Raw genomic sequence first — 23785 nt, 5'->3', positions numbered from 1 at the left:
GCATTGTGTCGCGAGCTGTCCGTGCGAGGCGTGTGCGATTTGCAAGCTGCACGTAGGAGCGGCTTCAGCCGCGACAGGCTTTCCCGGTAAAACCTGTCGCGGCTGAAGCCGCTCCTGCGAGACACGATAGTGTCGGCGGCGCATTGCGATCGCAAAGGCAGGCGCGGCAAATGACGTGTCTGCCCGCGCCCATGTCACGCTGCCATCCGCAGGGTTGCGCTTACTCCAACTGGTCGCGCGCAAACCCCGCGTCCAGCGCTTCCATCGCATCGCGCGGCTTGAGCTTGGCGGCCTTCTCGAACGCCGCGGCGGCGTCCTCCTCGCGCTTGTCGCCGTACAGCAACAGCAGCACGTTGGCGTGTTCGACGTGGGCGATCGGCGCATCCGGCACCAACTTCAGCGCCTGCTGGATGTGCTGTTCGGCGGCGGCGGCCTTGGCGCCGTAGGTCAGGCCGCCGATCATCGCGCCGACCTTGCCGATGATCTCGGCGTGGTACAGGGCCAGCGCCATGTGCGCCTCGGCATGCTTGGGCTCCAGCTCCAGCGCCGCTTCCAGCGAGGCACGCACCTTGCTGGCGATGCCCTGCTTGAGTGCCTTGACGATGCTCAGGCCCTGGCTGTAGCGACCCAGCGCGAAGGCGTGGCGGTAGTGGCTGTTGGCCTCGTCCGGCAGCGCGGCGATCGCCGCCTCGGCCAGCGTTGCGGCCTGCTGCAGCCGCTGCAACTGCTCTTTTTCGTCCTCGACCAGATAGCCGGCGTGGATGCCGATCGCCTTGACCGCAACCGAGGCGCCGAACACGCCCAGCGCCTTGCCGGCCTCGTAGGCCTGCTGGAACTGTCCGTGGTGGAACGCCCGCCAGGCTTCGATCAGCGCGGCCGACAGGGTCTGTGCGTCGTGGCCCTTGCCGGCCTTGCCGGCGGCATCCAGCAGCGCCTGAGCGCGCGCCGGGTCCGGATAGGGTTCGCGGTCGCCGGCGTGCAGCTTGGGCCAGGCTTTCTTCAGCGTATCGCCGGCGTAGGCGTAGGCCTTGGCGTCGTACGGAAACGGCGCCCACGCGCCCGATTTTGCTGCCATGCGGATCTCCCTGTGCGGCGCCGGGCCACGGCGTCCGCGCCGAGCATGGCGCCGCTGCCGGCGCGTGGCAAGGGTGGGGCGCCGATAGTGTGTTTGCTCAAGCCGCCGGCGCCAGCATGGTGCGCATCGGGGCCACTGCCGGCCCCCTCTGGAGATCCTGCGATGGCGACCAAGAAGCGTTCCACCTCCGCGCTGCGGCCGGACCGGCTGAACCCGCGGCACCTGTGGCTGGCCGGGCTGGGCGTGGTCGCGCTGACCCGCAAGCGCGCGCTGGCCGCCGCCGCCGATGCCGCGCAGGGCGCTGCCACGCTCAAGGCGCTGGCCACGCAGCTGGCCGACGAGGCCGAGAGCAGCGTGCGCGAGGGCGCCGCGGCGTTGCGCGGCCAGGTGCAGCCGCTGAGCGCCGAGGTCGAGGCGCGCCTGCAGCCGGTGCTGGTCAAGCTGGGGTTGCAGGCCGCGCCGCGCGCCACCTCGCGCAAACGTAAGGCCGCGCCCAAGCCGGCCAAGCCTGCGGCCAAAAAGCGCGTGGTCGCGCGGCGCCCACGCAGCGCCGGCAAGCGCAGCGCTGGGGTGCGATAGCCGAGCACAGGCGCAGATGGAATGGTGTCAGCGCGGCTGCCGCCGTGTTGCAGCGGCGCACGCGGCGCCTTGCATGCGGGTCCTGCCATTGGCCCTTGCATGCGGTTCGGGGATCGGTTGCATGCTCGCAAAAACAGTTCCTATTGATCACAATAAGGGATGAAAACGATTCTGCTGTTGAGCTGCCTGGCGGCCGCTCCTTTTGTTGCCCATGCCGCCACTTCCGCGGATGGCGGAACGTGTCTTGGCGCCGTCAAGCAAGAGCTCAGACTGGCTTGGCCGCAGAATCAGACGATCAATATCGTGACCTTCGGGCACAGCGTACCCGCTGGATATTTCGTCGTTCCGGCAGTGCATAGCAAGGATGCGTATCCGCAACGTGTCGCGGATGCGCTGGAGCAGCTTTACCCGACCGCGGTCATCAACGTGATCACCTCGGCGGTGGGCGGGGAGAATTCCAGTCAGGGGATCAGCCGGTTCGCCGCGGAAGGACTGGGGCATCGGCCGAAAGTGATCACGATCGACTATGGCCTCAACGACCGCAATTTGACTGTCGCGCAGGCGCGCTCCAACCTCACCGCGATGATCCGTGAGGCGCGTGCGGCGAAGGCGTGCGTGGTGCTGATGACGCCGAGCATCGATCTGAAGGGCGATCCGCCGGCAGCCAAGTCGACCTTGCTCGAACAGGTCGACATGATCCGCAAGCTCGCGAAGACGCAAGGTGTCTCGTTGGTCGATTCCTACGCGGCCTTTGCGGCTTACAAGGGGAATCGGCAAGATCTGATGGCGCAGTCGAATCATCCGAATGCCAAGGGGCATCAGCTCATCGCCGACAAAGTGGTCGAGTTGCTCAAGTAGCCGCTGCGGATCGGCGCTGCCGCTGTGCCCTAGGAACCTGCGGTCACTCCCGCTGGGCATTCCACCCGCATGACCTGGCGTGCGGATTCGCGCCGGCGCAGGACGGGCCGCGCTCGGGCATACTTGCCGGCGACCACAGACCCGAGACGCCGACGCCATGCAGATCCGGCCCGCCACGCTTGACGATGCCGAGGCGATGGTCGCGGTGCAGACTGCGATCTTCGCCGCCGGGCTGCGCAAGGCGCCGACCGATCTGGCGACGGTGCGCGCGACCTATCTGCAACATCCCGATCGTCTCCAGTGCGTGCTGGCCGAGGACGCCGACGGGCGTGTCCTCGGCTTCCAGTCGCTGCGCATCGCGCGTCCCGGCAATGCCTACGACGTGGCCGAGGGCTGGGGCATCATCGGCACCCACGTCGATCCGCGCGCGGCGCGCCGTGGGGTCGGCAGCGCGCTGTTCCGGGCCACCTGTGCGGCCGCGCGCAGCGCCGGGCTGGTGCAGATCGACGCCAGCATCGCCGCCGACAATGCGCTCGGGCAGGCGTACTACGAGGCCATCGGCTTTCGCACCTACCGCACCCCGCCGGGCCTGGTCTGCAAGGTCTATCGGCTCGACGGGCCAGCCGCGCAGGCCGCCGCCGACTGAGCGGCACCGCTCCGCCTGTGCTTGCGCGCAGGGTAGGGCGCTTCAGTCCAGATAGGCGTCCATCAGCGCGGCCAGGTGTGCGCGCTCGGCATCGCGCAGGAACGGCGCGATCAGTTGCATCACCTGCACGATGCCGTGGCGGATCGCCACTTGCTCGTCCTTTTCGCCGCGCGCGGCCGCGTAATTGAGCCAGAACGTGGCCACCACCAGCACGTTGGTGGCCACGCCGCCGCGTTCCTGGGCGCTGGCGCGCATCGCGCCGGTCTGCGCCAGTCCCTCGAACACCGCCTGCACGCTGGCGTCGGCACGGCGCAGGATGCGCGCGAAGCGCAGGCGCAGGCGCCGGCTGCGGCTGAGGATCTCGACCAGGTCGCGGTACAGGAAGCGGTAGTCCCAGATGCACTCGAACACCAGGTGCAACTGCAGCCAGATATCCTCCAGCCCCGGCAGGCGCGTGCTCGGCAGCGCCAGCGCCGTGTCCATGCGCTCCTCGTAGCGCGCGAACAGGTGCTCGATGATGTCGTCCTTGTTGCGGAAGTGGTAGTACAGGTTGCCGGGGCTGATCTCCAGCTCGTCGGCGATGTGGTTGGTGGTGACGTGCGGCTCGCCCTGCGCGTTGAACATCGCCAGGGCGGTCTCGAGGATGCGCCGCCGGGTGTCGCGGGCCATCAGGCCAGCAGCTTCTTCACCAGGTCCACGTATTTCTTCTGCGCGTCCGCCTGCGGCATGCCCTTGAGCTTGGCCCAGGCCTCGTACTTGGCGGTGCCGACGAAGTCGAAGAAGCCCGGCTTGGCGCCGCTGACGTCGCCCTCGGAGCCTTGCTTGTACAGCGCGTACAGCCGCAACAGGGTGTCGTTGTCGGGACGCTCGGCCCGCTGCTTGATGTCCTGGACCGCTTTCTCGAAGGCCGCCTTGCTGTCTGCCATGATCCCGCTCCGCCCTGACCGGCAGGCATCACAGCACGGGCGGGAGGCCGGGTCAACGCGGGCCGCGGCCGGTGGCCGGCGCGGATGCCGTGGTCACAGCATCGACAGTGCGTCGGCCTGGCGGCTGTCGGCGACGCGTTCGTGCGCATGCGCGGCCTCTTCGTGCGCGGCCTGCGCCTGCCGCGCCAGCGAGGCCTTGGCCGCGATGGAACGGATCGCGTCGGTGACTTCGGCCAGCGGCACCTGCGTGCTGAGCCGCTGGAAGGTGTCGCGGCTGTTGTAGCCGGAGCCGTCGCGCAGGTACTGCTCGTACATGGTCAGCAGTTCGGTGCAGGCGGCGGTGAGGGTTTCCATGTTGTTGCGCGCCAGCGCATGGCCGACCTGGTCCAGGTTGTGCAGGCAGTCGGACAGCCAGTGCAGGTCGTAGCGCGCGCTGGCCGGCTCCGGGCCGTTGTGGCCGCGGCTGTAGGCGCTGTAGCGGCGAATGCTGCGCGCCACGCGGGCGACGTGGGCGAGCAGGGTGCCGACTTCGTCGGCGATGTCGATCTGCGCCAGGGCGATGGTCGATGGCGGCGCGGCCGGCGACGCCGCCGGTGCCGGCGCCGGCTTCGGGGGGGCGGACGAAGGCGCCGCGGCCGGTGCGGCAGTGGCGGACGCCGCCGCCGCGGGCGCCGCCTCGTACTCGTAGGTCGCGCGCAGGCGCTCGTGGTCCTGGCGCAGCGTTTCCAGTTCCTGCGCGCTGGCGGCGGCCTGCGCCTTCAGCTGGCTCAGCGCCGCCTGATACCGCGCGATCGTCTCCTTCGCAGTCGCGTCGCGCCGATAGGCATGCCCCAGACGCTGGAACAAGCCATGCGCGAACGCTGTGGCAACGGCAGCCCACAGCGCCACGGCAGGAGTGAGGTAGATCAGGATGCCCATGCAGGCTCCTTGAAACGATGCATCCCTTGTCGGCGCATCTCGGCCGAACTTGAGGCTGCATCGTGCGAGCGGTGACGCAGTTCCGCTTTGCCGCGTCGTGCGCCCGCCCGCCGCGCGCAGGCGGCGGGCGGGTGCCGGCCTCAGCGCAGGATGCCGGGCAGGTCCAGGTGCTTGTCGCGGGCGCAGTCGAGGGCGATGGCATACCCCGCATCGGCATGACGCATGACGCCGGTCGCGGGGTCGTTCCACAGCACACGGGCGATGCGCTTGGCCGCCGCCTCGGTGCCGTCGCAGACGATGACCATGCCGGCGTGTTGCGAGAAGCCCATGCCGACGCCGCCGCCGTGATGCAGCGAGACCCAGGTGGCGCCGCTGGCGGTGTTGAGCAGGGCGTTGAGCAGCGGCCAGTCGGAGACCGCGTCGGAGCCATCGGCCATGGCCTCGGTCTCGCGGTTCGGCGAGGCGACGCTGCCGCTGTCCAGGTGGTCGCGGCCGATCACCACCGGCGCCTTCAGTTCGCCGTTGGCGACCATCTCGTTGAACGCCAGCCCCAGGCGGTCGCGGTCGCCCAGGCCGACCCAGCAGATGCGCGCAGGCAGGCCCTGGAACTGGATCTTCTCGGCGGCCATGTCCAGCCAGCGATGCAGGTGGGCATCGTCCGGAATCAGTTCCTTGACCTTGGCATCGGTCCTGGCGATGTCCTCCGGGTCGCCGCTCAGCGCGGCCCAGCGGAACGGGCCGACGCCGCGGCAGAACAGCGGGCGGATGTAGGCGGGGACGAAGCCCGGGAAGTCGAAGGCATTGGCCACGCCTTCCTCCAGCGCCATCTGCCGCAGGTTGTTGCCGTAGTCCACGGTCGGCACGCCCAGGGCGTGGAAGCCGAGCATGGCGCGGATGTGGTTGGCCATCGAGGCGCGCGCGGCCTGTTCCACCTCCTTCGGTGCGGAGACGCGCCTGGCGTCCCACTGCTCGACCGTCCAGCCCTGCGGCAGGTAGCCGTTGACCGGGTCGTGCGCGGAGGTCTGGTCGGTCAGCAGGTCCGGCTTGACGCCACGCACCAGCAGTTCGTCCAGCACGTCGGCGACGTTGCCGAGCAGGCCGACCGACAGCGGCGTCTTCGCCGTGCACGATTCGGCGATCAGGCGCAGCGCCTCGTCCAGATTATCGGTCCAGGTATCGAGGTAGCCGGTGCGCAGGCGCATGTCGATGCTGCTCTTGCGGCACTCCACCGCCAGGCACGAGGCGCCGGCCATCACCGCGGCCAGCGGCTGCGCGCCGCCCATGCCGCCGAGGCCGCCGGTGAACAGCCACTTGCCGGACAGATCGCCGCCGTAGTGCTGCCGGCCCATTTCCACGAAGGTTTCGTAGGTGCCCTGCACGATGCCCTGGGCGCCGATGTAGATCCAACTGCCGGCGGTCATCTGCCCGTACATGGCCAGGCCCTTCTTGTCCAACTCGTTGAAGTGGTCCCAGTTGGCCCAGCGCGGCACCAGGTTGGAGTTGGCGATCAGCACCCGCGGCGCGTCGGCATGGGTGCGGAACACGCCGACCGGCTTGCCCGACTGCACCAGCAGGGTCTGGTCGTCGTCCAGCCGCTTGAGCGTCTCGACGATGGCGTCGAAGCTCTCCCAGTCGCGCGCGGCGCGGCCGATGCCGCCGTACACCACCAGTTCCTGCGGACGCTCGGCCACGTCCGGATGCAGGTTGTTCATCAGCATGCGCAGCGGCGCCTCGGTCAGCCAGCTCTTGGCGGTGAGGGTGCTGCCGGTGGGCGCTTGGATGGTGCGGGTGGCGTCGAGGCGGGTCATGCGGGAATCCTCAGGTGGATGCGCGGAAGGCGAAAGCGCGGTGCGCGCGCGTCAGTCGGCGGCGCGGCTGGATGCGGCGGGGCGGCGGGCGAAGTCGAGGCAGGCCTGCAGCACCTGCTGCAGCACCGCGCGCAACGGCGCGGCGTGGTCGGGTTGCCACGGCGAGGGCCAGTTGCTGGGGTCTACCGTGTCGGGCTCGTGCATGTAGCCGCGGCAGGCCAGTTCCATCTGGATCGCGTGTACGCCGTCGGCCGGCGCGCCGTGGTGGCGGGTGCTCCAGCCGCCCTTGAAGCGGCCGTTGCGCACGTGGCTGAAGCCGCCGACGGCGCAGACGCGTTCGACCGCATCGGTCAGCGCTGCCGCGCAACTGCTGTCCACCGCGCCGGAGGCACCGGCGCTGCCGATGTTGAACTGCGGCAACTCGCCGTCGAACAGGTGCGGGATGCGCGAGCGGATCGAATGCGCGTCGTACACCACGATCGCCGGGTGCAGCGCGCGCAGGCGCGCGATCTCCGCGTCCAGTGCGGCGTGGTAGGGCGCGAACCAGCGCGTGCGGCGCGCGTCGATCTCGTCAGCGTCGGGTTCGGCGCCGGGCCGGTACAGCGGCTGCGCGTCGAAGGTGGTGAGCGGGCACAACCCGGTGGTGTTCTGCCCGGGATACAGCGACACCCCGGCCGGGTCGCGGTTGACGTCGATGACCGAGCGCGAGATCGCGGTGCGCACGGTGGTCGCGCCGAGCGATTCGGCGAAGTCGTACAGCAGGTGCACCCACCAGTCGGCATCGCGCTGCGCCAGCCACGGCGAGACGAAGCGGTCGGCCAGCGCCTCCGGCAGTTCGGTGCCGGTATGCGGGAAGCTGAGGATCAGCGGCGCATCGCCGCGGTGCACACTGAGCCAGTCGGGCAGGGATGTCATACGGCCTCGCGTTGTGCGTGTTCTGTAGGAGCGGCTTCAGCCGCGAACGGGGCATTACCCGGTAAAGCCTCGTTCGCGGCTAAAGCCGCTCCTACGACGGGTTCATCGGATCAGGCGCTCACCTCGGGCAGCCGCATCCCCACCGCCGCAGCCAGCGCGCCGTCGCGCACCAGCGCGGTCGCGGCCAGCATGTCCGGGTGGAAGTAACGGTCGTCCTGCAGGGCCGGGACGCGGGCGCGAAGCAGCGCGCGTGCCGCTTCCAGGGCGGCGCTGGAGCGCAGCGGCGCGTGGAAGTCGCAACCCTGCGCGGCCGCCAGCAGTTCGATGCCGACGACGTTGGCCGCGTTCTCGGCCATCGCAAGCAGGCGGCGCGCGCCGTGCGCGGCCATCGACACGTGGTCTTCCTGGTTGGCCGAGGTCGGGATCGAGTCGACGCTGGCCGGATAGGCGCGCTGCTTGTTCTCCGAGACCAGCGCCGCGGCGGTGACCTGCGGGATCATGAAGCCGGAGTTGAGGCCGGGCTTGGGGGTCAGGAACGCCGGCAATCCGGACAGCGCCGGATCCACCAGCATGGCGACGCGGCGCTCGCTGATCGAGCCGATCTCGCACACCGCCAGCGCCAGCATGTCGGCGGCGAAGGCCACCGGCTCGGCGTGGAAGTTGCCGCCGGACAGCGCCTCGCCGGTGTCGCTGAACACCAGGGGGTTGTCGGAGACGCCGTTGGCCTCGGTGGCCAGGGTGGTGGCGGCCTGGCGCATCACGTCCAGCGCCGCGCCCATCACCTGCGGCTGGCAGCGCAGGCAGTACGGATCCTGCACGCGCACGTCGTTGTCGCGGTGCGAATCGCGGATCGCCGAGGCGTGCATCAAATCGCGCAGCGCCGCGGCGGTGGCGATCTGCCCGGGCTGGCCGCGCAGCGCATGGATGCGCGGATCGAACGGGGTGTCCGAGCCTTTCGCGGCCTCGGTGGACAGCGCGCCGGCGACCAGCGCGGCATGGAACACGCGCTCGATCTCGAACAGCCCGGCCAGCGCGTAGGCGGTGGAGAACTGGGTGCCGTTGAGCAGGGCCAGGCCCTCCTTGGCGCCCAGCGTCAGCGGCTGCAGCCCGGCCTGCGCCAGCGCCTGCGCCGCCGGCAGGCGTGCGTCGCCGACGAAGGCCTCGCCGACGCCGAGCATCACCGTGGCCAGATGCGCCAGCGGCGCCAGATCGCCGGAGGCGCCGACCGAGCCCTGGCACGGCACCACCGGGATCACCTCGTGCTGCAGCAGCGCTTCCAGCATCGACAAGGTTTCCGGGCGCACACCGGAGGCGCCCTGGGCGAGGCTGGCCAGCTTCAGCGCCATCATCAGCCGCACCACCGGCACCGGCATCGGCGCGCCGACCCCGGCTGCGTGCGACAGCACGATGTTGCGCTGCAGGGCCTCCAGGTCTTCGCGCTCGATGCGCACGCTGGCCAGCTTGCCGAAGCCGGTGTTGATGCCGTACACCGGCGCGCCGGTGGCGACGATCGCCTCCACGGTGCGCGCGCTGCGCAGCACCGCGTCGGCGCAGGCCGGGTCCAGGCGCACGCTGGCGCCGCGGTACACGGCGCGCCACTGCGCCAGGCTGACCGCGCCGGGGCGCAGCAGGATCTCGTCGTCGCTCATTGTCCTCTCCAGATACGCGCATGCAGCGGGTTGAAGCCCATGCGATAGACCAATTCGGCCGGTTCGGCGATGTCCCAGATCGCCAGGTCGCAGGCCAGCCCGGCGCGCAGCCGGCCGACCTGGTCCTGGCGCCCGAGCGCACGCGCCGCCTCACGGGTGAAGCCGGCGATGCACTCGGCCACGGTCAGCCGGAACAGCGTCGCCGCCAGGTTCATCGCCAGCAGCGGGCTGGTCAGCGGCGAAGTGCCGGGGTTGCAGTCGGTGGCCAGCGCGCGCGGCACGCCGGCGGCGCGCAGCGCGGCGATCGGCGGCAACTGGGTGTCGCGGGTGAAATAGAACGCGCCCGGCAGCAGCACCGCGACGGTGCCGGCGGCGGCCATCGCGGCCACGCCGGCGGCGTCCAGGTATTCGACATGGTCGGCCGAGCGCGCGCCGTAGCGTGCGGCCAGCGCCGCGCCGCCCTGGTTGGACAGCTGCTCGGCGTGGATCTTCAGCGCCAGGCCATGGCGTTGCGCGGCCTGGAACACCTGCTCGGTCTGCGCCGGGGTGAACGCCAGGTGCTCGCAGAACACGTCCACTGCCTCGGCCAGGCCCTGTGCGGCCACCGCCGGGATCATGCGCTCGCAGACTTCGTCGATGTAGGCCTGGGCCTCGCCGCCGGGCGGTACCGCGTGCGCGCCGAGGAAGGTCGGCGACACCGCCACAGGGCGCAGCTCGCCCAGGCGCCGCGCCACGCGCAGCAGGCGCAGTTCGTCGTCCAGGGTCAGGCCATAGCCGGACTTGATCTCCACGGTGGTCACGCCTTCGGCCAGCAGCGCGTCCAGCCGCGGCAGGCTGGCGGCGAGCAGGGCGTCCTCGTCGGCGGCGCGGGTGGCGCGCACCGTGGAGACGATGCCGCCGCCGGCGCGGGCGATGTCGGCGTAGCTGGCGCCGAGCAGGCGCTGCTCGAACTCGCCGGCGCGGTTGCCGGCATAGACCAGGTGGGTGTGGCAATCGATCAGGCCGGGGCCGATCCAGCGTCCGCCGCAATCGATGCTGCGCTGCGCCGACAGCGGGCCGGGCAACTGCGCGGCGGCGCCGGCGTAGACGATGCGGCCGTCGCGGCAGGCCACCACGCCGTCGTGGACCAGGCCCAATCCGCCGTCCTCGGCGTCCAGCGTCATCAGGTGCGCGTTGTGCCAGAGCGTGTCGTTGTGCCAGAGCGTGTCGCAGGGCATGGTCACGGGCAGGCTCGTCGGTTATTTTGTATATACAATATTGTGGTCGATAGAGGGTGTCCAGTGCAGACCCAGGCGCAGCAGCAGGCCAACGGCAACGCGGGATCTGGCGATTTCTGGTGCGCGCACGCGCTGCTGCCGCAGGGCTGGGCGCGCGACGTGCGCATCGGCGTGCGCGGCGGCCGCATCGCCACGGTGGAGCGCGGCGTGGCCGCGGCCCTGGGCGATCAGCGCCTGGACATCGTGGTGTCCGGGCTGGGCAATCTGCACAGCCACGCCTTCCAGCGCGGCATGGCCGGCCTGACCGAGATCGGCGGGCGCAGCGGCGACAGCTTCTGGAGCTGGCGCGAACTGATGTACCGCTTCCTGCAGCGGCTGAGCCCCGACGATCTGCAGGCCATCGCCGAGCAGGCCTATGTGGAGATGCTCGAGGCCGGCTTCACCCGGGTCGGCGAATTCCATTACGTGCATCACGCCGCCGACGGCCGGCCCTATGCCGACCGCGCCGAGATGGCGCAGCGCCTGGCTGCCGCGGCGCAGACCAGCGGGATCGGCATGACCCTGCTGCCGGTGTTCTACGCGCATGCCGACTTCGGCGGCGCCGCGCCGAACCCGGCGCAGCAGCGCCTGCTGCACGACGTCGACGGGTTCGCCGCACTGCTGGACGGCAGCCGCCGCGCCCTGCAGGGGCTGGACGACGCGGTGCTGGGCCTGGCCCCGCACAGCCTGCGCGCGGTCACCCCGGACGAACTGGCGGCGCTGCTGCCGCTGTGCGACGGCCCGGTGCACATCCATATCGCCGAGCAGACCCGCGAAGTCGACGCCTGCCTGGCCTGGAGCGGGCAGCGGCCGGTGCAGTGGCTGCTGGCGCACGCGCCGGTGGATGCGCGCTGGTGCCTGGTGCACGCCACCCATGTCGACGCCGCTGAAGTGCAGGGCATCGCCGCCAGCGGCGCGGTGGTCGGGCTGTGCCCGATCACCGAGGCCAACCTCGGCGACGGCCTGTTCCCGATGCAGGACTTCCTGCGCGCCGGCGGCCGTTTCGGCGTGGGGTCGGACTCCAACGTGCTGATCGACGCGGCCGAAGAGCTGCGCCTGCTCGAGTACGGCCAGCGCCTGAGTCTGCGCGGGCGCAACGTGCTCACCGGCGACACCGCGCTGTCCAGCGGCCGCTTCCTGTTCCAGTCCGCCGCACAGGGCGCGGCGCAGGCGCTCGGCGTCGTCCAGGGCCTGTGCGAGGGCGCGTCGGCCGATCTGGTCGAACTGGACGCCACGCATCCGGCCTTGCAGGCGCGCGACGGCGACGCCTGGCTCGACAGCTGGCTGTTCGCCGCGCGCGGCGGCGCGGTGCGTTCGGTCTGGCGCCATGGGCGTGCGCTGGTACGCGAGGGCCGCCACCTGCAGCGCGAGGGCGTGGCCGCCCGCTACGCGCGTGCGCTGACCCGGCTGCTGGACGCATGAGCCGCGACCCGCGCGTGCTGTGCGCTGCCTGCCGTGGCACGGACTGCCGATGACCCCGGCCGCGCCGACGCTGCCGCTCAGCCAGCGCATCCGCCGCGACATCGAGGCGCACATCCGCAGCGGCGCGTGGCCGCCTGGCCACCGCATTCCGTTCGAGCACGAACTGATGGCGCAGTACGGCTGCTCGCGGATGACCGTCAACAAGGTGCTGGCGCTGCTCGCCGACGCCGGCATGATCGAGCGCCGGCGCCGCGCCGGTTCGTTCGTGGCGCGGCCGCATCCGCACATGGAGCAGGTGGCGCTGGAGATCCCGGACATCCCGGTCGAGGTCGCGGCGCGTGGCCATGCCTATCGCTTCGAACTGCTGGAGCGGCAGCAGCGCGCCCCGCGCGCGGCGCTGCCGCAGGAGGCCGAGGTCGCCGCGGGCGGCAGCCTGCTGGCGCTTCAGTGCCTGCACTACGCCGACGGCCGTCCGTTCGCGCTGGAAGAGCGGGTGATCAATCCGGTGGCGGTGCCGGAGGCCCTGCAGATGGACTTCGCGGTCACCGTGCCCGGCAGTTGGCTGCTGCAGCACGTGCCCTGGACCCGCGCCGAGCACCGCATCAGCGCGGTCGGGGCCAGTGCCGCACAGGCGGCACGGCTGCAGGTGCCGGCCGGCACCGCGTGTCTACTGATCGACCGCCGCACCTGGCGCGGCGAGCAGGCGGTGACCTTCGTGCGTCAGGTGTTCCTCGGCGACACCTACGACCTGGTCGCGCGGTTCTCGCCCGGCGCGCGCTGAGCCTGGCGCGCACGGCCACTGCAGGTAACTCACTTACTCCCGGAAGCATCGTGCAGGAGCGGCTTCAGCCGCGACGACGTTGTCCGTGGAAGGCCGTTGCGGCTGACGCCGTTTTCCGGACGACACGACGCGCGACGAGTGCAGGCGACGAGGGGCACCGGCAGTCGCCTTGGCGCTGCGCGATGCTGCGATGCCGCACGTTCGCCATACGCCGGCGTGCGTTTGTCCTGCCCGCCGCACTCTGGCAAGTTAGCGCCGGGGCCGGGCGAGGGGCCGTGGCCGCGGAACGAGGGATGGTTCGGCATGACGTATTTCGTGACAGGCGCCACCGGTTTCATCGGCCGCTACCTGATGGCCAAGCTGATGCGGCGCAAGGGCGTCGTGCATGTCCTGCTGCGCAAGGAGTCGCAGCGCAAGTTCGACGCGCTGGTGCGCGAGCAGGGCTGGGATCCCAAGCGCCTGGTGGTGCTGCACGGCGACGTCGGTGCCGAGTACTGCGGGCTGTCTGCGGCGCAGCGCAAGGCGCTGCACGGCAAGGTCAAGCATTTCTTCCACCTGGCCGCGCTGTACGACCTCACCGCCAAGGCCGAGGACCAGCGCATCGCCAACCTCGACGGCACCCGCAACGCGCTGGAGCTGGCCGCGCAGCTCGGCGCCGGCATCTTCCACCACACCAGTTCGATCGCAGTGGCCGGGCTGTACCCGGGCATCTTCCGCGAGGACATGTTCGAGGAAGCCGAGGGCCTGGACGATCCCTACCTGCGCACCAAGCACGATGCCGAGGCGCTGGTGCGCGCCGAGACCCGGATCAAGTGGCGCATCTACCGCCCGGCGATGGTGGTCGGCGATTCGCGCACCGGCGCCATCGACAAGATCGACGGTCCGTACTACTTCTTCCCGCTGATCAAGAAACTGCGCCAGCTGCTGCCGCCGTGGGCGCCGATGCTGGGCATCGAGGGCGGGCGGATCAACCTGGTGCCGGTGGACTTCGTCGCCGACGCGATGGACCACATCGCGCACAAGCCCAAGCTCGACGGCCACACCTTCCACCTCACCGACCCCGAGCCGCTGCGCGTGGGCGAGGTGCTCAACGTGTTCTGCCGCGCCGGCCACGCCCCGGAGATGACCCTGCGGGTGGACGCGCGCATGTTCGCGTTCGTGCCCTCGAGCATCCGCGCCGCGGTCGGCAGCCTGCCGCCGATCCGTCGTTTCACCGGCATGCTGCTGCGCGACTTCCGCATCCCGCGCGAGGTGCTGAAGTTCATCACCTATCCCACGCGCTTCGACAGCCGCGAGACCGAGCGCGCGCTCAAGGGCAGCGGCATCGCCGTGCCGCGGCTGGAGGACTACGCCTGGCGCCTGTGGGACCACTGGGAACGGCACCTGGATCCGGACCTGTTCGTCGACCGCTCGCTCAAGGGCAAGGTCCGCGGCAAGGTGGTGCTGATCACCGGCGGTTCCTCGGGCATCGGCCTGGCCACCGCGCAGCGCGTCGCCGAGGCCGGCGCCATCACCGTCATCGTCGCCCGCGGCGAGCAGGAACTGCATGCCGCGCGCGACGCGATGAACGCCAAGGGCGGCAAGGTCTTCGCCTATACTGCCGACCTGTCGGACCTGGCCGACTGCGACCGCCTGCTCAAGACCGTGCTGGACGCGCATGGCCACGTCGACGTGCTGATCAACAACGCCGGCCGCTCGATCCGTCGCTCGATCGAACTCAGCTACGACCGCTTCCACGATTTCGAGCGGACCATGCAGTTGAACTACTTCGGCAGCCTGCGCCTGATCATGGGCGTGCTGCCGGGCATGACCGCGCGGCGCAAGGGCCACATCATCAACGTCAGCTCGATCGGCGTGCTGGCCAACTCGCCGCGCTTCTCCGCCTACGTCGCCTCCAAGGCCGCGCTGGACGCCTGGAGCCGCTGCGCGCAGGGCGAGCTGTCAGGCAAGGGCATCAGCTTCACCACGGTCAACATGCCGCTGGTGAAGACCCCGATGATCGCCCCGACCAAGATGTACGACAGCGTGCCGACGCTGAGCGTGGACGAGGCCGCCGACCTGATGGTCAAGGCGATCATCGAACGCCCCAGCCGCGTGGCCACGCGCCTGGGCATCTTCGCCGCCCTGGTCAACGCCGTGGCGCCGAAGGCCTACGAGGTGGTGATGAACACCGCCTTCGAACTGTTCCCCGACTCGGCCGCGGCCAAGGGCGACCGCAAGGCGCTACGCGAGACCAAACCCAGCCAGGAGCAGATCGCGTTTGCCGCGCTGATGCGGGGCGTCCATTGGTGATGGGGCGGGGATTGGGGAGTTGGGATTGGGGATTCGCAGAGGCGCACATCCGGCGCGCTGATCCGCTTTTACCAATCCCCAATCCCGACTCCCCAATCCCCGCTCAAAACGTCCTACATTGCCGCCAGCGCACCGGTTCCTCTTTGCCCGGGCGCGGGTTGAGCTGGATGCGGACGGTGCGCAGGGAAGGGTAGCGCTCCACTTCGCGGCAGATGCGCGGCCACACCTGGGCGTCGTCGCCGCTGCGGTCGACCACCAGGGTCATCTGCGTCTGCCAGATGCCGCGGATCACGCCCGGAGTGCCGGCGAGGGCCTTGGAGAGTTCCTGGCGGTTGCGCTGTTCGGTGGCGGGATCGGGGTCGGCCAGGTCGCCGGCGTCGTCGAGCTCCGGCTGGGGCGCGGCGGCGGTCGTCGTCGGCGTGGCTGGCGCCTGTGTGGGGGCGGCAGCGCCGGCGGGCATGGGTGGTGGCGCAGGCGCGGCCACGGCTGCCGGCTGCTCTGCGGGCTGCTGCAACGCCAGCGCACCGACGCCTGTCACCACGCCCAGGGCGAGCGAGGCCAGGCCGGCGATGGCGATGTGGCGCTGTGCGCGGCGGCGGCTGGCGCCGATCACCCCGTCTTCCAGTTCGCTGGGCAGGTAGGGCTTGAGCATCGGCCAGATGCGCCGGCCGTCGAGGATTTCCACCGCCTGCTTCTCGGCCGCGGCGATGCCGTCGCGCTGCACCTTGCCTTCGGTGATCAGGATGCCGCCCTGCGCGCCCATCAGCCGTGCCGCCGCGCCCAGTTCGTTGACCGCGGCCGAGCCGATCCGGTAGGCCCGGCCGTGCTTGCACGACAGCAGCCAGCGCGCGTCGCCGCGGGTCATCACGAAGTCGCTTTGCGGTTCCTGGCTCGCGTGCTCGTCGACGGTGGCGTCCTGCAGGTCGCGCTGTTCGCGCATCGCGCGCCGCACCATGTAGGAGAAATCGCGCCAGTGCAGGCCGGCCAGCGCATGCAGCCCGGCCATGGCCTCATTCTCGCGGCGCCGTACCAGCCACAGGTAGAGGCTGGCCGCCAGCCATGCTGCGACTGCCAAGACCGCTGCCGCTATCCAGGAAAACATGCTCGCACCCGCACACGCGCCGTAAGGAAGTCAGTGTATCGCCAGCGTGTCACGGCGCCGGCAAGGCGACAGCGGTGGAAGGCGGACAAAAAAGACCCGCCAGTCCGAAGCCGAGAGGGGAGGGGAGCAAACGGTCTTCTGATGGACTGGCGGGTCCGTTTCGATTGTCTGGAAAAACGTGCTGCTTTGCAACAATCCGGTTACTCGGCCGTGGTCGGCGTCTCGCTGCGCTTGCGGCTGGCGCGCTTGGGCGCGGTTGCGCGCTGGGCGGGCGCGACCTTGGCGACCACCGGGCCGGCGCGGCGGCGCGCCGGTGCCGCGCGCTTGGCCGTGGCGGGGCGCGGCGCGGCGGTCTTCTTGGCGGCCTTCTTCGCCGCCGGCGCCTTGCCCGCCGCCTGCGACGCCCGGCCGCCGCGCAGATGGCGCAGTTCGCCATTGAGCGCGTCCACGCGCTCGATCAGCGCGCCCAGGTCCTCGCGGCTGGGGACTTCCAGGCGGCGCAGGGCGCGCTGCACGCGGTCCTCGAACACCTTCTCCAGGCGGTCCCAGGTGTCGGCAGCGCGCTCGCGGGCCTGGCCGACCCGGTTCTCCACCGCATCGCGCACTGCGTCGACGCCGCCGCCGGCCAGCTTGCGCGTGCTCTGCTCCAGGCTCAGGCCTTCCTTCACCAGGGTCTCGAACAGCTTGCCGCCCTCGGCCTGCGCACGGCCGAACGCGCCGACCCCGGCCAGCCAGACCTGCTGCGCCGATTCGCCCAGGCGCTTGGACAGCTTTTCCGCCTGCGCCTGCAGGGTGTCGTCGGCAGCGGCGGTGCTGCGCTTCTTGCGGGCGGACTTCTTCAGAGTGGCCATGACGGTGCGGTTCCTTCGGCGGGTGAGTGGCGGGGTTCGAGACTCGGGACTGTGACTAGAGTAATCACACCAGCGTGCGCGGGAAGTGCGCCGGGTGCGATGGCGCCGTCAGCCTGGGCGGCACGCGCTACGCCTCCGGCGAACGGCGGGTGCGGCGCGTGGCACGGCGGCCGGCGATGACCTGGTCGACGTCGTCCAGCGCACGCCGCAGCCGCGCGGTGGTCTCGGTCATGCGCCGCGGCTGCACGTCCACGCCATCGAGGAAGGTGCGCTTGCGGTCGTTGAGGATATCGTGGCGCAGCGCGATGCCGTGCGCAGCCAGCAGCGGTTCCAGCGTCTGCGCGTTGCGGCGCAGGTCGGACAGGGTGTTGCGGTAGGCGAGCTGGCACACGCGGTGGCGCGCGGCATAGCTGAAGAGATTGGTGAAGAACAGCTCGCCGTTGTCGGCGTTGGGCTCGAACACCAGTTGGTCCACCTGCGGGTACTGCCGCGCGTACTTCTCCAGCCCCACCTGCATGCGCGATTGCAGCAGGGTGCGGAAGGTCTGCGACAGCACCGCCGGCAGGCCGCCGGCGAGCAGTCGCGCGCGGTCGACGTGGCCGTTGCGGCGCGGCGCGTGGGTGGCGTCGTAGGGCACCAGCGGGTTGATCCCGATCATCAGGTCGATGCCGCGCTCCAGCAGGGTGGAGGCATGCATGGTGCGGCGCAGCGCGCCGTCCACGTAATGGCGGCCGTCGATCTGCACCGGTGGATACAGCCCCGGCAGCGCCGCGCTGGCCTGGATCGCCAGCGAGATCGGCACGTGGTCCATGCCCGGCTCGCCGAAGCGCACCGCGCCGCCGCTGTCCAGGTCCACCGCGACCACGAACAGATTGGCGTCGAGGTCGCGGAAATCGTTGCTGCGGCCGCGGCGGCTGAACACGTCCTGCAGGAAGCGCTCGACCCCGGCGTTGTCGAACAGGCCGCTGGGCACCAGTCCGCCGAAGCGGGTGATCAGGTCCGACCAGCGGGTCTTGCGCGGTTCGGTGAGCAGGTCGTGCCACCAGCCGTAGGCCAGCCCCGGCAGGGTCGCGGCGCGTCGCAGGTATTCGTAGACGTTGGGCCGCAGGAAGTCTTCCGGGCGGAACCGCGCATCGTCGCTGTTGCCGGTGACGAAGATCCGGCAGATCTCGGCACTGCTGATGCGGTTGGCCAGACCGGCGGTCAGGAACGCACCGGAGCTGACGCCCACGTAGCAATCCAGGCGGGTCAGGTCCAGTCCGTCCAGCGCCTCGTCCAGGGCACGCAGCGCACCGAGGCCGTACATGCCGCCGATCGGGCCGCCGCCGGCGATGGCCAGGCCGATGCGGCCGTTGGAATGGGGACGGGGCGAGGCGCTGTGGAGGGAAAGCATGCGCGGTCCGCAGGAGACAGTGGCGCGAGTGTAGCCGAGCGCCGTGACGCTTGCGGTCGTGCCGGGCTGCGACCATCATCGGCGCCCATGGCGCGCAGCACTCCCGTCCTGGAACGACTCGGCCGCCGCCTGGCATGGCACCAGGCGCTGCACGACCCCGCGCGCGAACCGCGCAACACGCTGCGCTGGCTGCAGGAGCTGCGGCGCTGGCAGTCGCAGCGGCTGGAGCACAGCTTCGAGCATTTCCTGGAGGATCCGCAGCGGCGTCCGGCGGCGATGTTCTTTCTCACCGACGTCTATGGCGACCGCGACTTCAGCCGCCGCGACGCCGACATCGTCAAGGTGTTGCCGATGATGCAGCGGCTGATGCCGGCGTCGTTGCTGGACACGGTCGCCGACGGCATCGAACTGGGCGCGCTGACCCACGCCCTGGACCTGCGCATGGCCGAGGCGCTGCAGGCCCTGGCGCCGCGGCGCAAGCGCCTGGACGAGGCGCTGTATGCCGAGGCCTATCGGCAGACCGGCTTGCCGCGGCTGCGCCAGCGCCAGATCGACCTGATCGCCCGCGTCGGCCTGGGCCTGGCCAAGGCGGTACACACACCGGGCGTGCGCATGCTGCTGCGCTTCGCCCGCGGCCCGGCCAAGGCGGCGGGATTGTCGGAACTGCAGGGGTTTCTGGAGCGCGGTTTCGACGCGTTTTCCACCCTGGGCGATGCCGAGGGGTTCATTGGCGATATCGAGAGCACCGAACGTGCCGTGTCGCGGCGGTTGTTCGCGGGCGATCCGGATCCGTTTGCGTTGGAGTGAGTCAGCGGTCGGACCCTCACCCCAACCCCTCTCCCGATGGGAGAGGGGCTTTGCTTCTCCCTTCTCCCCTCGGGAGAAGGTGCCCCGCAGGGGCGGATGAGGGTCCGGGCGAAGCCTCGTGCAGTTGATTGCACTAGCGCTTGACGCCGCCCCCTCACCCCAACCCCTGTCCCGGTGGGAGAGGGGCTTCGGCTTCTCCCTTCTCCCCTCGGGAGAAGGTGCCCCGCAGGGGCGGATGAGGGTCCGGGCGAAGCCTCGTGCAGTCGATTGCGCTAGCGCTTGATGCCGCACCCTCGCCCCAACCCCTCTCCCAGCGGGAGGGGGCTAGATCCACTTACGCCAGCTTCTCCGCCAGCACGCGACGGATCTCGCTTTCCACCGTGCCCTTCATCGCCGAGAGCAGGAAGCCCAGTTCGGCGGTGACGTGCACCTGCTTTGGCAGCAGTTCGATGCGTCCGTCCACGCCCGAGCGCGAGAACAGCAGGGAATCGCCATCCCAGTGCGATTCCAGGTCGAAGCGCTCGGACAGTTTCTTGGCGGCGGTTTCGATGGCCTTGCGGGCCTGCGCGGGGGTCTTGGTGTGGTCGTGGCGGATGTCGATGCTGGACATGCTGGCTCCTGTACGGGCGGGTGCCCGCGTGAACGATCAGGCATTGTGCGTATGCGCGGTGCATTGTCCAGCACGCGCGCTTCTGCACGCGCAGGCAACCTGCTAGGCTGCCCGCCGTGCTCGATCTGCAAGTCCATTTCAGCAACCGCCAACATCCCGACCGGCCCCTGCGCGCGGGCGTGCATCGCATCGTGCGGCTGGCCTCCGGCCAGGTCAGCGTGGTCGACGACACCCAGGGCGCGTTGCTGCTGGCGCAGTTCTGCCTGGACCGGCGCGGCCTGTGGCTGCAGGTCGCCAATGGCAGCCGCGGCATCCACGTGAACGGCCGCCCGGTGCGGCGCATGGCCCTGCTGCGCGCCGGCGACGCGGTCTACGCCGACGGCGTCGAAATGGTGGTGCAGGGCAAGTGCGAGCCGCTGCAGCGGCTGCCCGAGGTCAGCGAGGCCGAGCACGACGATCCGCGCCTGGTGCTGCGCGGCGTCGGCGGTCCGCACCATGGCCGCAGTTTCACCGTGGACCGCGTACGCAGCATCGGCCGCCTGCGCGAGTGCGACATCCGCATCGACGATCCGGCCTGCGCCGAGCAGCATGCGCGCCTGGAACGGCATGGCGAGCGGGTGTTGCTGCGCGGCTTCGGCGATGCGCAGACCCAGGTCAACGGCGTCGCCGTGCGCAGCTGCTGGCTGCAGCCCGGCGACCAGGTGGTGTTCGATGCCCAGCACCGGTTCGTGCTGGAAGTGCCGCAGGTCGTCGGTGCCGAGCCGCTGCGCGACGACCAGGCCTTGGCCGCGTTGGCGTTGACCTCGGCGGTGGCGCCGCGCCCGGCCACCGCGCGGCGCTGGCCGTGGCTGTTGCTCAGCGCCTTGCTGCTGGCCGCCGCGCTCAGCGGCCTGCTGTGGTTCGGCGCGCGCTGAGCGCCCGCCAGCCGCGCCAGCCCAGCAGCACCGCCAGGATCGCCGCGTACAGCAGCGGTTCGCGGATGTCCGATTTAACCAGCCACCAGAAGTGCAGCACGGCGAGCACGCCGATCGCGTAGATCGCCTTGTGCAGCTTGCCCCAGTTGCGCTTGAGCCGGCGCATCCAGCCCTGGGTGGAGGTGATCGCCAGCGGCACTAGTAGCAGCCAGGCGAGGAAACCGACGGTGATGTACGGGCGTTTGACGATCTCCTCGAAGATCTGCGTCCAGTAGCCGCGCAGGTCCAGCCCCAGATAGGCCGCCAGATGCACGGTCGCGTAGAAGAACGCGTACAGCCCGAGCATGCGCCGGAAACGCAGCAGCACCGATTGCCCGGTCAACTGCCGCAGCGGCGTGATCGCCAGGGTCAGCAGCAACAGCCGCAGCGCCCACAGCCCGGTGCGGTGCTCGACCTCGGCCACCGGATCGGCACCGAGCGCATCGCTGCCGGTCTGCCACACCTGCCAGAACTGCCAGCCCAGGTACGCCATCGGCGCCAGCGCCAGCGCATGCACCACCGCCTTGGCAGCGATCAACGAAGCGGAGGTCTTAGCCATGCAGTCTCAAACCAATGCGCGCCAACGATGCCAGGGAGGACGCGCAAACCCGCCGCGCGCAGCGACCGCTCGACGAATCCCCACTCCCGAATCCCCAATCCCGGCTCAATACCATTTCTTCAGATCCATCCCCGCATACAGCGACGCCACCTGGTCGGCATAGCCGTTGAACGGGCGGGTGGGAATGCGTTCGGCGAACAGCTTGCTGGCCTTGCCGGCGATGCGGCGCTCGGTCTTCTGGCTCCAGCGCGGGTGGTCCACCGCCGGATTGACGTTGGAGAAGAACCCGTACTCGGAGGGTTGCAGCTCGTGCCAGGCGGTTTCCGGCATGCGCTCGACGAAGCGGATCTCGACGATCGACTTGATGCTCTTGAAGCCGTACTTCCACGGCACCACCAGCCGCAGCGGCGCGCCGTTCTGCTGCGGCAGCGGCTTGCCGTACAGGCCGGTGGCGAGCAGGGTCAGCGGGTGCATGGCCTCGTCGATGCGCAGGCCTTCCTTGTACGGCCAGTCGATCGAGCTGTAGCGGATGCCGGGCATCTGCTGCGGATCGGCCAGGGTGGTGAAGGCGACGTACTTGGCCTTGGAGGTCGGCGCGAAGCGCTTGAGCACGTCGCCCAGCGGCACGCCCAGCCACGGGATCACCATCGACCAGCCTTCCACGCAGCGCAGCCGGTAGATCCGCTCCTCGGGCGTATGGCCCTTGAGCAGGTCGTCCAGGGACAGCGTGCCGGGCTTCTCGCATTCGCCGGAGACCTTCACCGACCACGGCGAGGTGCGCAGGGTCTTGGCCGCCTTGGACGGATCGGTCTTGTCGGTGCCGAACTCGTAGAAGTTGTTGTAGCTGGTCACGTCCTCGTAGCGGGTCAGCTCCTCGTTGGTGCGGAACCCGCTGCGTGCCTGCTCCGGCGTCACCACGGTCTTCGGCGGGGCCGGCGGCTCGGCGTCGGCGCAGCCGACCAGGCCGGACAGCGGGGTCAGCGCCAGGGCCTGCAGCAGGCGCCGCCGGTCGCGGTAGACCGCCTCGTCGGTGATATCGCGGCTGGGGACGGTGAGGGCATCGTGCAACGACATGGCGGACTCCTGGAGCGAAGGGGGCGAGCAGTGGCGGGGACTTCAACACAGACTACGCATGCGCAGGGCGAATGGATGCAAATGCAACCTAAATTGCCCGGGCCGCAAGCTGTTGCGCTGCGGCATACTAGGGGTCCTGTCCGATAGGTGCCCCATGACGCGCGCGTTCAATTTCAGTGCCGGCCCCGCTGCCTTGCCGGAATCGGTCCTGCGCCAGGCGCAGGCGGAGATGTTGGAGTGGAACGGCGTGGGCGCCTCGATCGTGGAGCTGAGCCACCGCGGTGCCGAGTTCATGGAAGTGGCGGCGCAGGCCGACGCCGACCTGCGCCGGCTGATCGGCATTCCCGACGACTATGCGGTGCTGTTCCTGGCCGGTGGCGCCACCACCCAGCAGGCGCTGCTGGCGCTGAACTTCGCCGCGCCCGGGCAGACCGTCGACTACGTGGTGACCGGGCACTGGGGCAAGACCGCGATCAAGCAGGTCGGGCCGTACGTCGACGTGCACGTGGCCGCCAGCAGCGAGGCCGACGGCTTCCGCGACATCCCGCCGCGCGCCGCCTGGCAGTTGCGCGACGATGCCGCCTACGTGCACATCACCGCCAACGAGACCATCCACGGCGTGGAGTTCCGCGACACGCCGGACGTCGGCGACGTGCCGCTGTTCGCCGACTTCAGCTCCAGCATCGCCTCCGAGCCGATCGATGTGTCCAGGTACGCGCTGATCTATGCCGGCGCGCAGAAGAACCTCGGCCCGGTCGGCGTCACGGTGGTGATCATCCGCCGCGACTTGCTCGAACGCGCCGGCCAACCGCGCGCGGACATCTTCGACTACCGCTCGCACGTGGCGCGCGACTCCATGCTCAACACCCCGCCGACCTGGAACTGGTACCTGGCCGGGCTGGTGTTCAAGTGGATGCTGGCCGAGGGCGGCGTGGAGGCGTTCGCCGCGCGCAACCAGGCCAAGTCGGCGCTGGTGTATGCGGCGATCGACGCCTCCGGCGGTTTCTACCGCAACGACGTCGCGGCGGCGGTGCGCTCGCGGATGAACATCCCGTTCTTCCTGCCGGACGAGACGCTGACCACGCGCTTCGTCGCCGAGTCCAAGGCGGCCGGCCTGCTGGCGCTGAAGGGCCACAAGGCGGTCGGCGGCATCCGCGCGTCGCTGTACAACGCCATGCCCCTGGCCGGCGCGCAGGCGCTGGTCGCGTTCATGCACGACTTCCAGCAGCGCCACGGCTGAGTCGCCGATTTTTGTAGGAGCGGCTTCAGCCGCGACCGGATCGCGCCGGCGATCCGGACCACCGAGGAACC

The 23785-nt window shown here is 70.3% G+C and carries 23 protein-coding genes; 9 read left to right on the top strand and 14 right to left on the bottom strand.

Annotation, left to right across the window (positions count from 1 at the left end; translation table 11 throughout):
* Positions 1-220: 220 nt before the first annotated feature.
* Positions 221-1075 (bottom strand): tetratricopeptide repeat protein, encoded by an 855-nt coding sequence (locus tag PIQ37_RS00625; protein WP_342071965.1) that lies wholly within the window; start codon positions 1073-1075, stop codon positions 221-223.
* Between the two features lie 162 nt (positions 1076-1237).
* Here PIQ37_RS00625 and PIQ37_RS00620 point away from each other — a divergent pair, with 162 nt between their 5' ends.
* From PIQ37_RS00620 to PIQ37_RS00610, 3 genes are all read left to right on the top strand, one after another.
* Positions 1238-1654: a hypothetical protein gene (locus PIQ37_RS00620; RefSeq protein ID WP_342071964.1), complete on the top strand. Its 417-nt coding sequence runs from the start codon at positions 1238-1240 to the stop codon at positions 1652-1654.
* Between the two features lie 159 nt (positions 1655-1813).
* Positions 1814-2512, top strand: coding sequence for an SGNH/GDSL hydrolase family protein (locus PIQ37_RS00615; protein ID WP_342071963.1), 699 nt, complete (start codon positions 1814-1816; stop codon positions 2510-2512).
* Positions 2513-2669: 157 nt separating this feature from the next.
* On the top strand, positions 2670-3158 hold the full coding sequence (locus tag PIQ37_RS00610) for a GNAT family N-acetyltransferase (RefSeq protein WP_342071962.1): 489 nt from the start codon (positions 2670-2672) through the stop codon (positions 3156-3158).
* 42 nt (positions 3159-3200) lie between these two features.
* Here PIQ37_RS00610 and PIQ37_RS00605 read toward each other — a convergent pair whose 3' ends face one another.
* The 7 genes from PIQ37_RS00605 to hutI form a co-directional block, all read right to left on the bottom strand.
* The gene (locus tag PIQ37_RS00605) at positions 3201-3827 is read right to left on the bottom strand and encodes a TetR/AcrR family transcriptional regulator (protein ID WP_152181377.1); all 627 of its coding nucleotides are present in this window, start codon (positions 3825-3827) and stop codon (positions 3201-3203) included.
* Positions 3827-4084: an acyl-CoA-binding protein gene (locus PIQ37_RS00600; RefSeq protein WP_010342548.1), complete on the bottom strand. Its 258-nt coding sequence runs from the start codon at positions 4082-4084 to the stop codon at positions 3827-3829. The genes PIQ37_RS00605 and PIQ37_RS00600 overlap by 1 nt, the downstream gene beginning before the upstream one ends.
* Positions 4085-4177: 93 nt before the next feature.
* Positions 4178-5002 carry a hypothetical protein gene (locus PIQ37_RS00595; protein WP_342071961.1) on the bottom strand — a complete coding sequence of 275 codons (825 nt, stop codon included), beginning with the start codon at positions 5000-5002 and terminating at the stop codon, positions 4178-4180.
* Between the two features lie 140 nt (positions 5003-5142).
* Entirely contained in the window at positions 5143-6810 is a 1668-nt protein-coding gene (gene hutU / locus PIQ37_RS00590; RefSeq protein ID WP_342071960.1) for a urocanate hydratase, read from the bottom strand.
* 51 nt (positions 6811-6861) lie between these two features.
* Positions 6862-7725 (bottom strand): N-formylglutamate deformylase, encoded by an 864-nt coding sequence (hutG, locus tag PIQ37_RS00585; RefSeq protein WP_342071959.1) that lies wholly within the window; start codon positions 7723-7725, stop codon positions 6862-6864.
* A 110-nt stretch (positions 7726-7835) separates the two neighbouring features.
* The gene (gene hutH / locus PIQ37_RS00580) at positions 7836-9374 is read right to left on the bottom strand and encodes a histidine ammonia-lyase (protein WP_342071958.1); all 1539 of its coding nucleotides are present in this window, start codon (positions 9372-9374) and stop codon (positions 7836-7838) included.
* Positions 9371-10591 carry an imidazolonepropionase gene (hutI, locus tag PIQ37_RS00575; RefSeq protein ID WP_342072404.1) on the bottom strand — a complete coding sequence of 407 codons (1221 nt, stop codon included), beginning with the start codon at positions 10589-10591 and terminating at the stop codon, positions 9371-9373. The genes hutH and hutI overlap by 4 nt, the downstream gene beginning before the upstream one ends.
* Before the next feature lie 63 nt (positions 10592-10654).
* Here hutI and PIQ37_RS00570 point away from each other — a divergent pair, with 63 nt between their 5' ends.
* From PIQ37_RS00570 to PIQ37_RS00560, 3 genes are all read left to right on the top strand, one after another.
* Positions 10655-12052 carry a formimidoylglutamate deiminase gene (locus PIQ37_RS00570; RefSeq protein WP_342071957.1) on the top strand — a complete coding sequence of 466 codons (1398 nt, stop codon included), beginning with the start codon at positions 10655-10657 and terminating at the stop codon, positions 12050-12052.
* Between the two features lie 49 nt (positions 12053-12101).
* The gene (gene hutC, locus PIQ37_RS00565) at positions 12102-12833 is read left to right on the top strand and encodes a histidine utilization repressor (RefSeq protein WP_026144128.1); all 732 of its coding nucleotides are present in this window, start codon (positions 12102-12104) and stop codon (positions 12831-12833) included.
* Positions 12834-13136: 303 nt separating this feature from the next.
* Positions 13137-15125: an SDR family oxidoreductase gene (locus PIQ37_RS00560; protein ID WP_017911925.1), complete on the top strand. Its 1989-nt coding sequence runs from the start codon at positions 13137-13139 to the stop codon at positions 15123-15125.
* 103 nt (positions 15126-15228) lie between these two features.
* On the opposite strand, the gene PIQ37_RS00555 is transcribed toward PIQ37_RS00560, so the two are convergent.
* From PIQ37_RS00555 to PIQ37_RS00545, 3 genes are all read right to left on the bottom strand, one after another.
* On the bottom strand, positions 15229-16227 hold the full coding sequence (locus tag PIQ37_RS00555) for a restriction endonuclease (RefSeq protein ID WP_342071956.1): 999 nt from the start codon (positions 16225-16227) through the stop codon (positions 15229-15231).
* A 200-nt stretch (positions 16228-16427) separates the two neighbouring features.
* Positions 16428-17078 carry a phasin family protein gene (locus tag PIQ37_RS00550; RefSeq protein WP_342071955.1) on the bottom strand — a complete coding sequence of 217 codons (651 nt, stop codon included), beginning with the start codon at positions 17076-17078 and terminating at the stop codon, positions 16428-16430.
* A 127-nt stretch (positions 17079-17205) separates the two neighbouring features.
* Positions 17206-18471 carry a patatin-like phospholipase family protein gene (locus tag PIQ37_RS00545; RefSeq protein ID WP_342071954.1) on the bottom strand — a complete coding sequence of 422 codons (1266 nt, stop codon included), beginning with the start codon at positions 18469-18471 and terminating at the stop codon, positions 17206-17208.
* An 87-nt stretch (positions 18472-18558) separates the two neighbouring features.
* On the opposite strand from PIQ37_RS00545, the gene PIQ37_RS00540 reads away from it, so the two are divergent.
* Positions 18559-19278 carry an FFLEELY motif protein gene (locus PIQ37_RS00540; RefSeq protein ID WP_342071953.1) on the top strand — a complete coding sequence of 240 codons (720 nt, stop codon included), beginning with the start codon at positions 18559-18561 and terminating at the stop codon, positions 19276-19278.
* Positions 19279-19612: 334 nt separating this feature from the next.
* On the opposite strand, the gene PIQ37_RS00535 is transcribed toward PIQ37_RS00540, so the two are convergent.
* On the bottom strand, positions 19613-19888 hold the full coding sequence (locus tag PIQ37_RS00535) for a polyhydroxyalkanoic acid system family protein (protein ID WP_342071952.1): 276 nt from the start codon (positions 19886-19888) through the stop codon (positions 19613-19615).
* A gap of 116 nt (positions 19889-20004) precedes the next feature.
* Between PIQ37_RS00535 and PIQ37_RS00530 the strand changes: the two genes are divergently transcribed.
* On the top strand, positions 20005-20802 hold the full coding sequence (locus tag PIQ37_RS00530) for an FHA domain-containing protein (RefSeq protein ID WP_342071951.1): 798 nt from the start codon (positions 20005-20007) through the stop codon (positions 20800-20802).
* Here the strand turns inward: PIQ37_RS00530 and msrQ are convergent.
* Positions 20771-21400, bottom strand: a complete 630-nt coding sequence (msrQ, locus tag PIQ37_RS00525) for a protein-methionine-sulfoxide reductase heme-binding subunit MsrQ (RefSeq protein WP_043092131.1) — start codon at positions 21398-21400, stop codon at positions 20771-20773. The two genes, PIQ37_RS00530 and msrQ, sit on opposite strands and share 32 nt — an antisense overlap.
* Before the next feature lie 105 nt (positions 21401-21505).
* Positions 21506-22474, bottom strand: coding sequence for a protein-methionine-sulfoxide reductase catalytic subunit MsrP (gene msrP, locus PIQ37_RS00520; RefSeq protein WP_342071950.1), 969 nt, complete (start codon positions 22472-22474; stop codon positions 21506-21508).
* A 154-nt stretch (positions 22475-22628) separates the two neighbouring features.
* Between msrP and serC the strand changes: the two genes are divergently transcribed.
* Positions 22629-23714, top strand: coding sequence for a 3-phosphoserine/phosphohydroxythreonine transaminase (gene serC, locus PIQ37_RS00515; protein ID WP_342071949.1), 1086 nt, complete (start codon positions 22629-22631; stop codon positions 23712-23714).
* Positions 23715-23785 lie beyond the last annotated feature (71 nt).

Origin of the sequence: Xanthomonas protegens, assembly GCF_038442435.1 — a bacterium.
In the GTDB taxonomy this organism is placed as follows: domain Bacteria; phylum Pseudomonadota; class Gammaproteobacteria; order Xanthomonadales; family Xanthomonadaceae; genus Xanthomonas_A; species Xanthomonas_A sontii.
This window is presented reverse-complemented; position numbering and strand designations above follow the sequence as displayed.

Coding starts and splice junctions, on each gene's coding strand:
- PIQ37_RS00535 (WP_342071952.1), bottom strand. CDS start 19,888: ATGTCCAGCATCGACATCCGCCACGACCACACCAAGACCCCCGCGCAG.
- PIQ37_RS00620 (WP_342071964.1), top strand. CDS start 1,238: ATGGCGACCAAGAAGCGTTCCACCTCCGCGCTGCGGCCGGACCGGCTG.
- PIQ37_RS00605 (WP_152181377.1), bottom strand. CDS start 3,827: ATGGCCCGCGACACCCGGCGGCGCATCCTCGAGACCGCCCTGGCGATG.
- PIQ37_RS00540 (WP_342071953.1), top strand. CDS start 18,559: ATGGCGCGCAGCACTCCCGTCCTGGAACGACTCGGCCGCCGCCTGGCA.
- msrP (WP_342071950.1), bottom strand. CDS start 22,474: ATGTCGTTGCACGATGCCCTCACCGTCCCCAGCCGCGATATCACCGAC.
- hutU (WP_342071960.1), bottom strand. CDS start 6,810: ATGACCCGCCTCGACGCCACCCGCACCATCCAAGCGCCCACCGGCAGC.
- hutH (WP_342071958.1), bottom strand. CDS start 9,374: ATGAGCGACGACGAGATCCTGCTGCGCCCCGGCGCGGTCAGCCTGGCG.
- PIQ37_RS00595 (WP_342071961.1), bottom strand. CDS start 5,002: ATGGGCATCCTGATCTACCTCACTCCTGCCGTGGCGCTGTGGGCTGCC.
- PIQ37_RS00625 (WP_342071965.1), bottom strand. CDS start 1,075: ATGGCAGCAAAATCGGGCGCGTGGGCGCCGTTTCCGTACGACGCCAAG.
- hutG (WP_342071959.1), bottom strand. CDS start 7,725: ATGACATCCCTGCCCGACTGGCTCAGTGTGCACCGCGGCGATGCGCCG.
- PIQ37_RS00555 (WP_342071956.1), bottom strand. CDS start 16,227: ATGTTTTCCTGGATAGCGGCAGCGGTCTTGGCAGTCGCAGCATGGCTG.
- PIQ37_RS00550 (WP_342071955.1), bottom strand. CDS start 17,078: ATGGCCACTCTGAAGAAGTCCGCCCGCAAGAAGCGCAGCACCGCCGCT.
- serC (WP_342071949.1), top strand. CDS start 22,629: ATGACGCGCGCGTTCAATTTCAGTGCCGGCCCCGCTGCCTTGCCGGAA.
- hutC (WP_026144128.1), top strand. CDS start 12,102: ATGACCCCGGCCGCGCCGACGCTGCCGCTCAGCCAGCGCATCCGCCGC.
- msrQ (WP_043092131.1), bottom strand. CDS start 21,400: ATGGCTAAGACCTCCGCTTCGTTGATCGCTGCCAAGGCGGTGGTGCAT.
- PIQ37_RS00610 (WP_342071962.1), top strand. CDS start 2,670: ATGCAGATCCGGCCCGCCACGCTTGACGATGCCGAGGCGATGGTCGCG.
- PIQ37_RS00545 (WP_342071954.1), bottom strand. CDS start 18,471: ATGCTTTCCCTCCACAGCGCCTCGCCCCGTCCCCATTCCAACGGCCGC.
- PIQ37_RS00615 (WP_342071963.1), top strand. CDS start 1,814: ATGAAAACGATTCTGCTGTTGAGCTGCCTGGCGGCCGCTCCTTTTGTT.
- hutI (WP_342072404.1), bottom strand. CDS start 10,591: ATGCCCTGCGACACGCTCTGGCACAACGACACGCTCTGGCACAACGCG.
- PIQ37_RS00600 (WP_010342548.1), bottom strand. CDS start 4,084: ATGGCAGACAGCAAGGCGGCCTTCGAGAAAGCGGTCCAGGACATCAAG.
- PIQ37_RS00560 (WP_017911925.1), top strand. CDS start 13,137: ATGACGTATTTCGTGACAGGCGCCACCGGTTTCATCGGCCGCTACCTG.